At 73.7% G+C, this 9,498-nt stretch carries 9 protein-coding genes and 1 pseudogene; 9 read left to right on the plus strand and 1 reads right to left on the minus strand.

Annotation, left to right across the window (positions count from 1 at the left end; translation table 11 throughout):
• Window positions 1-607: 607 nt before the first annotated feature.
• From ACWGJ2_RS38130 to ACWGJ2_RS38145, 4 genes and pseudogenes are all read left to right on the plus strand, one after another.
• Window positions 608-868, plus strand: a pseudogene (locus ACWGJ2_RS38130) (hypothetical protein); the annotation flags it as partial.
• 200 nt (window positions 869-1,068) lie between these two features.
• A complete protein-coding gene (locus ACWGJ2_RS38135; RefSeq protein WP_453350976.1) occupies window positions 1,069-2,250 on the plus strand; it encodes a segregation and condensation protein A in 1,182 nt (393 codons plus the stop codon).
• Window positions 2,247-2,966, plus strand: coding sequence for an SMC-Scp complex subunit ScpB (gene scpB / locus ACWGJ2_RS38140; RefSeq protein ID WP_453350977.1), 720 nt, complete (start codon window positions 2,247-2,249; stop codon window positions 2,964-2,966). The genes ACWGJ2_RS38135 and scpB overlap by 4 nt, the downstream gene beginning before the upstream one ends.
• Window positions 2,966-4,306 (plus strand): pseudouridine synthase, encoded by a 1,341-nt coding sequence (locus ACWGJ2_RS38145; protein WP_453350978.1) that lies wholly within the window; start codon window positions 2,966-2,968, stop codon window positions 4,304-4,306. Before scpB ends, ACWGJ2_RS38145 begins: the two co-directional genes overlap by 1 nt.
• Window positions 4,307-4,369: 63 nt before the next feature.
• On the opposite strand, the gene ACWGJ2_RS38150 is transcribed toward ACWGJ2_RS38145, so the two are convergent.
• The gene (locus tag ACWGJ2_RS38150; RefSeq protein WP_453350979.1) at window positions 4,370-4,690 is read right to left on the minus strand and encodes a DUF952 domain-containing protein; all 321 of its coding nucleotides are present in this window, start codon (window positions 4,688-4,690) and stop codon (window positions 4,370-4,372) included.
• A 128-nt stretch (window positions 4,691-4,818) separates the two neighbouring features.
• On the opposite strand from ACWGJ2_RS38150, the gene aroH reads away from it, so the two are divergent.
• From aroH to der, 5 genes are all read left to right on the plus strand, one after another.
• Window positions 4,819-5,181 carry a chorismate mutase gene (gene aroH, locus ACWGJ2_RS38155; RefSeq protein ID WP_453350980.1) on the plus strand — a complete coding sequence of 121 codons (363 nt, stop codon included), beginning with the start codon at window positions 4,819-4,821 and terminating at the stop codon, window positions 5,179-5,181.
• Window positions 5,181-6,269, plus strand: a complete 1,089-nt coding sequence (locus ACWGJ2_RS38160; protein ID WP_453350981.1) for a prephenate dehydrogenase — start codon at window positions 5,181-5,183, stop codon at window positions 6,267-6,269. The genes aroH and ACWGJ2_RS38160 overlap by 1 nt, the downstream gene beginning before the upstream one ends.
• Before the next feature lie 189 nt (window positions 6,270-6,458).
• Window positions 6,459-7,181, plus strand: a complete 723-nt coding sequence (cmk, locus tag ACWGJ2_RS38165) for a (d)CMP kinase (RefSeq protein WP_453350986.1) — start codon at window positions 6,459-6,461, stop codon at window positions 7,179-7,181.
• A gap of 74 nt (window positions 7,182-7,255) precedes the next feature.
• Window positions 7,256-7,843, plus strand: a complete 588-nt coding sequence (locus ACWGJ2_RS38170) for a lysophospholipid acyltransferase family protein (protein ID WP_453350987.1) — start codon at window positions 7,256-7,258, stop codon at window positions 7,841-7,843.
• 139 nt (window positions 7,844-7,982) lie between these two features.
• On the plus strand, window positions 7,983-9,461 hold the full coding sequence (gene der, locus ACWGJ2_RS38175) for a ribosome biogenesis GTPase Der (protein ID WP_453350982.1): 1,479 nt from the start codon (window positions 7,983-7,985) through the stop codon (window positions 9,459-9,461).
• The last annotated feature ends 37 nt before the right edge of the window (window positions 9,462-9,498 follow it).

A 9,498-nucleotide genomic window follows, 5' to 3' on the forward strand; every position in this document is an offset into this window, starting at 1 on the left:
TTTCCTACCCCCGGGGGCACCCCCCGCCAACCCCCCGCCCCCCCCGCCGCAAAACCACACCACCGGGGCGCCCCCCCCCCCGGGCGGCGCGGCACCCGGCCCGGCCCCGGGTCCGGGCCCCCGCCCCGGACGGGTACCGGGGCCAGCGGCCGAGCCCGGCGCGAGCACGGGCACGGGGACGACGGGCGCGGGGCACGGGGACGACGCGCACACGCCCTCGGACGAGGACGCCGAGTCCCCGTCCGCCGGTGGCACCTCCTCGGGCTCCGGGACGGGCCCGGGGGCGACGGGCGACGAACACGGCGGCCGGGAAGCCCGGGAAAGCCAGGGGAAGCGTCAGCCGCAGCGGCAGAACTCCGTTCCGGCGCAGGGCACGGGACCCGGCCAGGGCCAGGCCCAGCGGCACGGCCAGCTCCAGGGCCAGCAGGGTCTGGGCAACGGCACGTCCGAGGGGCGGCGCTCCGTCGCCCAGGCGGCGGCGCAAGGCGCGGCACAGGGCGTCCAGTCCCCGCAGTCGCAGTCTCCGTCGCAGGCGTCCCAGGGCCAGGGCCAGGCAGGTCCGGGGTCCTCGGCCGCCGCGCGCGGCCAGGCCAAGGGGAGGCAGGCCGCGGGCGGTTCGACGGCCAGGCGTGGCCGCGGGGCCAACCGCAGGCCCAGCGGGCGCGAGCGCCACGACGAGAAGATCACGGTCTATGTCTCCGCCGAGGAGCTGATGGACCTGGAGCACGCGCGGCTCGTGCTGCGCGGCGAGCACGGGCTTGCCGTCGACCGCGGCCGTATCGTCCGCGAGGCGGTCGCCGTGGTCCTCGCCGACCTCGAATCGCGGGGCGACGCGAGCATCCTCGTACGCCGCCTGCGGGGACGCTGAGCGGGTCCGGGCCTAGGCCCTGTCTGACAATTCCCGTCTGGCCCGCGACCCCCGGCACGCACGTCCGCTGCGTTGTCGAACCGACCGAGCAGCCCACTGCGAGGACGGCGCCAATTGTCTGACAGGACCTAGCGCCGGGCGGCCGTTGACCGGCCGTGCCGCCGCCGTCGGCGGCGGTGGTTGCCAGTACGCTGCCCGCGATGTCCACTCCTGACGACTACGCGGAGCCCCCGTCCAGAGCCGCACGCCGCCCCCTGGGCCGGGGCCCGGGCGCGTTCCCCGCGGCTCCGGAGGGTGAGGGCGAGCCGGAGCGCGCACCGGAACCGGCTCCCGAGCCGGAGCCCGAGCCCGAGCCGGTCGTCACCGTCCCCGCACCGTCCGAGCCGGTACCGGCGGAGGCCCCCGCTCCCGTGGCGGAGGAGCCCGAGAGAGAGCCCGAGGGCGAGTCCCCTCCCGAGAACGAACCCGCGCCCGCGCCCGCCCCCGCCGCTCCCGAACCGGAGCCGGAACCGGACGACGGGCGGTTCAAGGTCGTGCTCGACAACTTCGAGGGGCCCTTCGACCTGCTCCTCCAGCTCATCTCCAAGCACAAGCTGGACGTCACCGAGGTCGCACTGTCCAAGGTCACCGACGAGTTCATGGCGTACATCCACGCGATGGGCCCCGACTGGGACCTGGACCAGACGACGGAGTTCCTCGTCGTCGCCGCGACGCTGCTCGATCTGAAGGCCGCGCGACTGCTGCCCACGGCGGAGGTCGAGGACGAGGCGGACCTCGCGCTGCTGGAGGCGCGGGACCTGCTGTTCGCGCGGCTGCTCCAGTACCGCGCGTACAAGGAGATCGCCGGAATCTTCGCGCGGCGGCTGGCCGACGAGTCGCGGCGCTACCCCCGTACCGTCGGCCTGGAGCCGCACCACGCGGAGCTGCTGCCCGAGGTCGTCATCAGCATCGGGGCCGAGGGCTTCGCCAGGCTCGCGGTGAAGGCGATGCAGCCGAAGCCGAAGCCGCAGGTGTACGTCGAGCACATCCACGCGCCCCTGGTCAGCGTCAGGGAGCAGGCCGAGGTGGTCGTGGCGCGGCTGCGGGAGCTGGGCGAGGTGAGCTTCCGGACGCTGACCGAGGACGCGCCGGACACCCTCACCGTCGTCGCCCGCTTCCTGGCCCTCCTGGAGCTGTACCGCGAGCGTGCCGTAGCGCTGGAGCAGGAGGAAGCGCTGGGGGACCTCGTCGTGCGCTGGAGCGGGGGCGAGGCCGAGGCGGCGGAGGAGCTGGTGTCCGACGAGTTCGACCAGGGCCCGCAGCCGCTGCGGGACGGGCGGGACGAGCGGGACGGGCGCGACGAGCCGGAAGCACGGGACGACGACGAGGGAGGACGCGCATGAGCGAGGAGACGTACGAGCTTCCGGAGCCCGCGGGGACCGAGCCCACGGGCGAGGCGCGGGCTGGATCCCTGGCCGACTCCTCGGCCGAGCCCCCCGCAGGGGCCAGCGCGGTCGCCGAGCTGGAGCTGAAGCCCGCGCTGGAGGCCGTCCTGATGGTCGTCGACGAGCCCGCGACCGAGGAGCACCTCGCGAAGGTGCTCCAGCGCCGCCGCCGCGAGATCTCGGACGCGCTGCGCGAGCTGGAGGACGAGTACGCGCGCCAGGGCCGCGGCTTCGAGCTGCGCCTCGTGGCCGGGGGCTGGCGCTTCTACACCCGGGCCGAGTACGCCGACGCCGTCGAGAGCTTCGTCCTCGACGGCCAGCAGGCGCGGCTCACACAGGCTGCGCTGGAGACGCTGGCCGTCGTGGCGTACCGGCAGCCGGTGAGCCGGTCACGGGTCTCGGCGGTGCGCGGAGTGAACTGCGACGGGGTCATGCGGACCCTCCTCCAGCGGGGTCTGGTGGAGGAGGCGGGCACGGAACCCGAGACAGGTGCGATCCTGTACAGGACGACGCATTACTTTCTGGAGCGGATGGGCCTGCGCGGCCTGGACGAGCTTCCGGAACTGGCGCCCTTCCTCCCAGAGGCCGAGGCCGTCGAGGGGGACTCCCAGGAAGGCATGCCGTCGTTCGACGTAGACGACAGCGGCGACGACCCCCAGACGACGGAACATTGATGCGAAGCAGCGGCAGGAACACCGGCGGTAACCGCGATTACCGGGGCGCGGGCAACAAGCGCGACGACAAGCAGCAGCGTGCGGGCCGACCCCGTCCGGAAGAGCGCCGCTACGACCAGGACGGTGGCCGCCCTGGTGCGGGGCAGTCCCGTTCCGGCGGCGGCCCCTCCCGTTCCGGCGGCGGACAGGGCGGCTCGGGCGGCGGCGCGGGCTCGGGCTCCGGGGCCCGTAAGGGCGCGTCGGCGCCGAAGGGCGCGCGGACCGGCGGCAAGGGCGGGCCCGGCGGCCCCAAGGGCGGCCCCAAGAGCGGCCCCAAGGGCGGCTCCAGGAGCGGCGCGCCCTCCGGAGGCGGTCGGGGCGGCCCGCAGGGCTCCGGGGGCTCTCAGGGCGGCCAGGGCGGTCCGAAGGGGCCGCGCGGCGGCCCCGGCGGCTCGCAGGGCGCTCCGAAGGGCCCGAAGAGCGCGGCGCGGAACGTCACCAAGAGCGGCGCCCCCAAGGCGCGCGCCCGCAGGGCCTCGGCACCGGCGCGGCCCCGCGAGTACGACGCGCAGATCGAGGAGCGCAACAGGGCCCGGCACAGCAAGCCCGCGCTCCAGCTCCCCAAGACCTTCGGCGAGGTCGACGGCGAACGGCTCCAGAAGGTGCTCGCCCGCGCGGGCATGGGCTCGCGCCGCGCCTGCGAGGAGCTGATCGAACAGGCCAGGGTCGAGGTGAACGGCCAGGTCATCCTGGAGCAGGGCCTGCGCGTCGACGCGCAGAAGGACGAGATCAAGGTCGACGGGCTGACCATCGCCACGCAGTCCTACCTCTTCTTCGCGCTGAACAAGCCCGCGGGCGTCGTCGCGTCGATGGAGGACCCGGACGGGCGCCAGTGCCTGGGCGACTACGTCCAGAACCGGGAGACCCGGCTCTTCCACGTCGGCCGCCTGGACACCGAGACCGAGGGCCTCATCCTGCTCACCAACCACGGCGAGCTGTCCCACCGGCTGACCCACCCCCGGTACGGCGTGAAGAAGACCTATCTGGCGGCCATCCAGGGCCCGCTGCCGCGCGATCTGGGCAAGCGGCTCAAGGAGGGCATCAAGCTGGACGACGGGTACGCGCGTGCCGACCACTTCAAGGTCGTCGAGAACACGGGCAAGAACTACCTCGTCGAGGTCTCCCTCCACGAGGGCCGCAAGCACATCGTGCGGCGCATGCTGGCCGAGGCGGGCTTCCCCGTCGACAAGCTGGTGCGCACCCGCTTCGGGCCCATCGCGCTGGGCGACCAGAAGTCCGGCTGGCTGCGGCGCATGACCAACACGGAGGTCGGGATGCTGATGAACGAGGTCGGCCTCTGAGCGGTGCCGGTCTCCGAGGGGCCGGGACCCGGCCCCTCGGGAACGTCGGGAACGTCGGGAACGTCAGGACCAGAGCGCCAGTGACACCGCGCGGCCGTCCTCGTCGCGCCGGACCTCCAGTATCCCGACGACGGCGGTCCGGTTGACGCGGCCGTAGACGTGGGGCCAGGGCTCCCAGCGGACGCGGGCCTCCAGCTTGTGCTCGTCGATCATCAGGGCCATCACGGGGCCCGCCGTCCCACGGAAGCGCGCGTCGGCCTCCGCCAGCGCCGCCTGCTCGTCGGGGGCGCAGGCGACGAAGCCGTCGTCCGTGAGGGCGGCCGGGGCGAACGGGCGGTCGGGGGCGACCAGCCAGTCGTCGAGCGGCGCCACGAGGAAGATCATGCCTCCCTGTCTAGCGTCTCAGTGTGCGGTCCCGAGGGACATCCGCGCGCGGACACGCTTACGCTGGTCGCCGCGGTGCCGAGCCGCGACGAGCACGGCAGGAACACGAGCGGGAGCGGAGCGAACACGTGGCGGTACGAGCGGTACGGGGCGCCGTCCAGTTGGACCGGGACGAGTCCGGGCACATGCACGAGCGGGTCTCCGAGCTGATCACGACTGTCCTGGAGCGCAACGCCCTGACGCCCGACGATCTGATCAGCGTCTGGTTCACGGCCACTCCCGACCTGCACAGCGACTTCCCGGCGGCTGCCGCGCGTAAGCTCGGGATCGTGGACGTTCCGCTGATCTGCGCCCAGGAACTGGAGATCGAGGGCGCCATGCCGCGCGTGGTGCGCGTGCTCGCGCACATAGAGACCGAGCTGTCCAAGCAGGACGTCAGCCACGTCTACCTCGGCGCCGCCGCCGCGCTCCGCAAGGACATCGCCCAGTAATGCGCACAGCCCTCGTCCTCGGCACCGGACTCATCGGCACCTCGGCCGCGCTCGTCCTCGCGGCGCGCGGGGTGCGGGTGCATCTGCGTGACCACGAGCCGGAGCGGGCCCGCACGGCCGCTTCCCTGGGCGCGGGCACCCTGGACGAGCCCGAGGGCCCCGTCGACCTGGCGATCGTGGCCGTGCCGCCCACGCACATCGCCGCCGTCGTCGCCGAGGCGCAGGGCCAGGGGCTGGCGCGCGGTTACATCGACGTCGGCAGCGTGAAGGGCGGCCCGCTCGGGGAGCTGGAGCAGCTCGGCTGCGATCTGTCGACGTACCTCGGCACCCACCCCATGGCGGGCCGAGAGCAGAGCGGCCCGCTCGCCGCGGCCGGCGACCTCTTCGAGGGCCGCCCCTGGGTGCTGACCCCGACGGCGGCCACGGACACCGCGGTGCTCAACCTCGCGCTGGAGCTGGTCGCGCTGTGCGGAGGGGTGCCGGTGGTGATGGACGCCGACGCGCACGACCGCGCCGTCGCGCTCGTCTCGCACACCCCGCAGTTGCTGTCCAGCATGGTCGCGGCCCGCCTGGAGAGCGCCGACGAGACGGCCGTACGCCTCTGCGGCCAGGGCATCCGTGATGTGACCCGGATCGCGGCCTCCGACCCCGCGATGTGGGTGGAGATCCTCTCGGCCAACCCGGGGCCCGTCGCCGACATCCTCGCCGAGGTGGCGGGGGATCTGGACGAGACGGTGCGGGCGCTGCGCGCGCTGGAGTCCGCCGACCTGGAGAAGCGCGGCGGCGGCGTGGACGGCATCGAGCGGATGCTGCGCCGGGGCAACGCGGGCCGCACGCGGGTGCCGGGCAAGCACGGCCAGGCCCCCGCCGCCTACGAGACGGTCGCGGTGCTCATCAGCGACCAGCCGGGCGAGCTGTCGCGGATCTTCGCGGACGCGGGAGCGGCCGGGGTGAACATCGAGGACGTACGGATCGAGCACTCCACGGGCCAGCAGGCCGGACATGTGCAGATCATGGTCGAGCCCGGCGCCGTGCGGATGCTCAAGGCGGCCCTGCGGGAGCGGGGCTGGTCCATCCGCCAGGAGTGATCGCGGGGCCGGGCCCGTTCCCGGGACCTGGCCGGCGCCCGTGACCACCGTGTGAGCGGTGGGGCGGCGGGGGCCGCACCGGTTTCCCGATGTCGGCTCCTCGCGTGAGGCAGGTAGCCTTGGGCGGGGCCATTCGGCCCTCGCGCTCCTGCCCGTGTTTCGAGAAAGGTCACCCCCACCGTGTCTGTAGTGATTGTCGCCATCGACGGCCCCTCCGGCACGGGCAAGTCCAGCACGTCGAAGGCGGTCGCGGCCAAGCTGGGGCTGAGCTACCTGGACACTGGTGCGCAGTACCGCGCGATCACCTGGTGGATGCTGAACAACGGCGTCGACGTGAACGACGCGGACGCCGTGGCCGCCGCCGCGGGCAAGCCCTCGATCGTCTCCGGCACGGACCCGGCCGAGCCCACGATCTTCGCCGACGGGCAGGACGCCTCGGGCCCCATCCGTACGCAGGAGGTCACCGCGGCGGTCAGCGCCGTCAGCGCCGTGCCCGAGGTGCGCACCCTGATCACCGAGCTTCAGCGCACCATCGCGGCCGAGGCCGAGCGCGGCATCGTCGTCGAGGGCCGGGACATCGGCACCACCGTCCTGCCGGACGCCGATCTCAAGGTCTTCCTCACCGCCTCGGCCGAGGCCAGGGCGGCCCGGCGCAGCGGGGAGCTGAAGGGCAAGGAGGCCACCGACCTCGGCGCCACGCGCGAGGCACTGGCCAAGCGCGACCAGGCCGACTCCAGCCGTAAGACCTCCCCGCTCAAGAAGGCCGACGACGCGGTCGAGGTGGACACCACCGAGCTGTCCCTGGACCAGGTCATCGAGTGCGTCGTCACCCTGATCGACAAGGCGGCGACGGAGAAGGCGGCCCGCGAGCAGGCCGCTGAGGACCAGAAGGCGGGGCAGGCCGCCACGTGACCGGCAAGGCAGAACCTGCCCCCGTGCCCAGCGCGCGCGGGGCCGCGACGGGGCGGCGCATCGGCATCGGGCTGATGTACGGGCTGTGGAAGCCCCGCGTCCTGGGCGCCTGGCGGGTGCCGCCGACGGGGCCCGCGATACTGGCGGTCAACCACTCCCACAACATCGACGGCCCGATGCTGATGGGCACGGCCCCCAGGCCCGTGCACTTCCTGATCAAGGCGGAGGCGTTCGTCGGCCCCCTCGACCCCTTCCTGACGGGCATCGGCCAGGTCAAGGTCGACCGCACCACCGCCGACCGCGCCGCCATCGGCAACGCGCTCGGCGTGCTGGAGCGGGGCGGGGTGCTCGGCATCTTCCCGGAGGGCACCAGGGGCGAGGGCGACTTCGCCTCGCTCCGCTCGGGCCTCGCGTACTTCGCCGTACGCTCGGGGGCGCCCGTCGTCCCCGTGGCCGTGCTGGGCAGCGCCGAGCGGCGCTCCCGGCTGATAGGGGCCCTGCCGCCGCTGCGCAGCAGGGTCGATGTCGTCTTCGGCGACCCGTTCGAGGCGGGGGACGGCAGCGGGCGGCGCACCAGGGCGGCGCTGGACGACGCGACGGTGCGCGTCCAGAAGCGGCTCACCGACCACCTGGCCGAGGCGAAGCGGCTCACGGGGCGCTGATGTGCGGACTCCGGGGCGCGGATGCTCCGGGGCGGCGGCCCGACCGGACAGACTTGAAGCAGCGGCCTCCCGTACGTGCCGGAACCGGCGCGCACGGGGGCGGCGGACCACCTGAGAAGAACGACGAGGACGAGACGTCATGAACGACCAGAACCACTCCGGCGGCGACGAGCACGAGCATGGTGAGCTGGGTGACGCCGAGTTCGCGGAGTTCATGGAGATCGCCGCGGAGGAGGGCTTCGACCTCGAAGAGGTGGAGGGCGCGCTCGGCGAGGCCGGGCACGGCCCGCTGCCGGTCCTGGCGGTCGTGGGCCGCCCGAACGTCGGCAAGTCGACCCTCGTGAACCGCGTCCTCGGCCGCCGCGAGGCCGTCGTCGAGGACCGCCCCGGAGTCACCCGCGACCGCGTCACCTACGAGGCGGAGTGGGCGGGCCGCCGCTTCAAGGTCGTGGACACCGGCGGCTGGGAGCAGGACGTGCTCGGCATCGACGCCTCCGTCGCCGCGCAGGCCGAGTACGCGGTGGAGGCGGCCGACGCGGTCGTCTTCGTCGTGGACGCGCAGGTCGGCGCGACGGACACGGACGAGGCCGTCGTGAAGCTGCTGCGCCGCGCGGGCAAGCCGGTGGTGCTGTGCGCCAACAAGGTGGACGGCCCCTCGGGCGAGGCGGAGGCCGCGTACCTGTGGTCGCTGGGCCTCGGCGAACCGCACCCCGTCTCGGCCCTGCACGGGCGCGGCACGGGCGATCTGCTGGACGCCGCGCTGGAGGCGCTGCCCGAGGCGCCGGAGCAGAGCTTCGGCGCCGGCGGGCTCGGCGGGCCCCGGCGGGTGGCGCTGATCGGCCGTCCGAACGTGGGCAAGTCGTCGCTGCTGAACAAGGTGGCGCGCGAGGACCGCGTCGTCGTCAACGAGGTCGCGGGCACCACCCGTGACCCGGTCGACGAGCTGATCGAACTGGGCGGCAAGACCTGGAAGTTCATCGACACGGCGGGCATCAGGCGCCGCGTCCACCTCCAGGAGGGCGCCGACTACTACGCCTCACTGCGCACCGCCGCGGCGCTGGAGAAGGCGGAGGTCGCCGTCGTGCTGATCGACGTCAGCGAGGAGATCAGCGTCCAGGACCTGCGCATCATCACCATGGCGGTGGAGGCGGGCCGCGCGCTCGTCATCGCGTACAACAAGTGGGACACCCTCGACGAGGAGCGCCGCTTCTACCTGGAGCGGGAGATCGAGCGGGACCTCGTGCAGGTGCAGTGGGCGCAGCGCGTCAACGTCTCGGCGCGCACCGGGCGGCACATGGAGAAGCTGGTCCCGGCGATCGAGACCGCGCTGGAGGGCTGGGAGACCCGGGTGCCGACGGGGCGGCTGAACTCCTTCCTCGGCGAGATCGTCGCCTCGCACCCGCACCCGGTGCGCGGCGGCAAGCAGCCCCGCATCCTGTTCGGCACCCAGGCGGGCACCAGGCCCCCGCGGTTCGTCCTCTTCGCCTCCGGCTTCCTGGAGGCGGGCTACCGGCGCTTCATCGAGCGGCGGCTGCGCGAGGAGTTCGGCTTCGCGGGCACGCCGATCCACCTGTCGGTGCGGGTGCGCGAGAAGCGGGGCCGGAACAAGAAGAAGTGAGCGAGGAGAAGCAGGGCGCGCCGGGTACCCTCCTGGG

Source organism: Streptomyces sp. NPDC054796 (assembly GCF_053611545.1).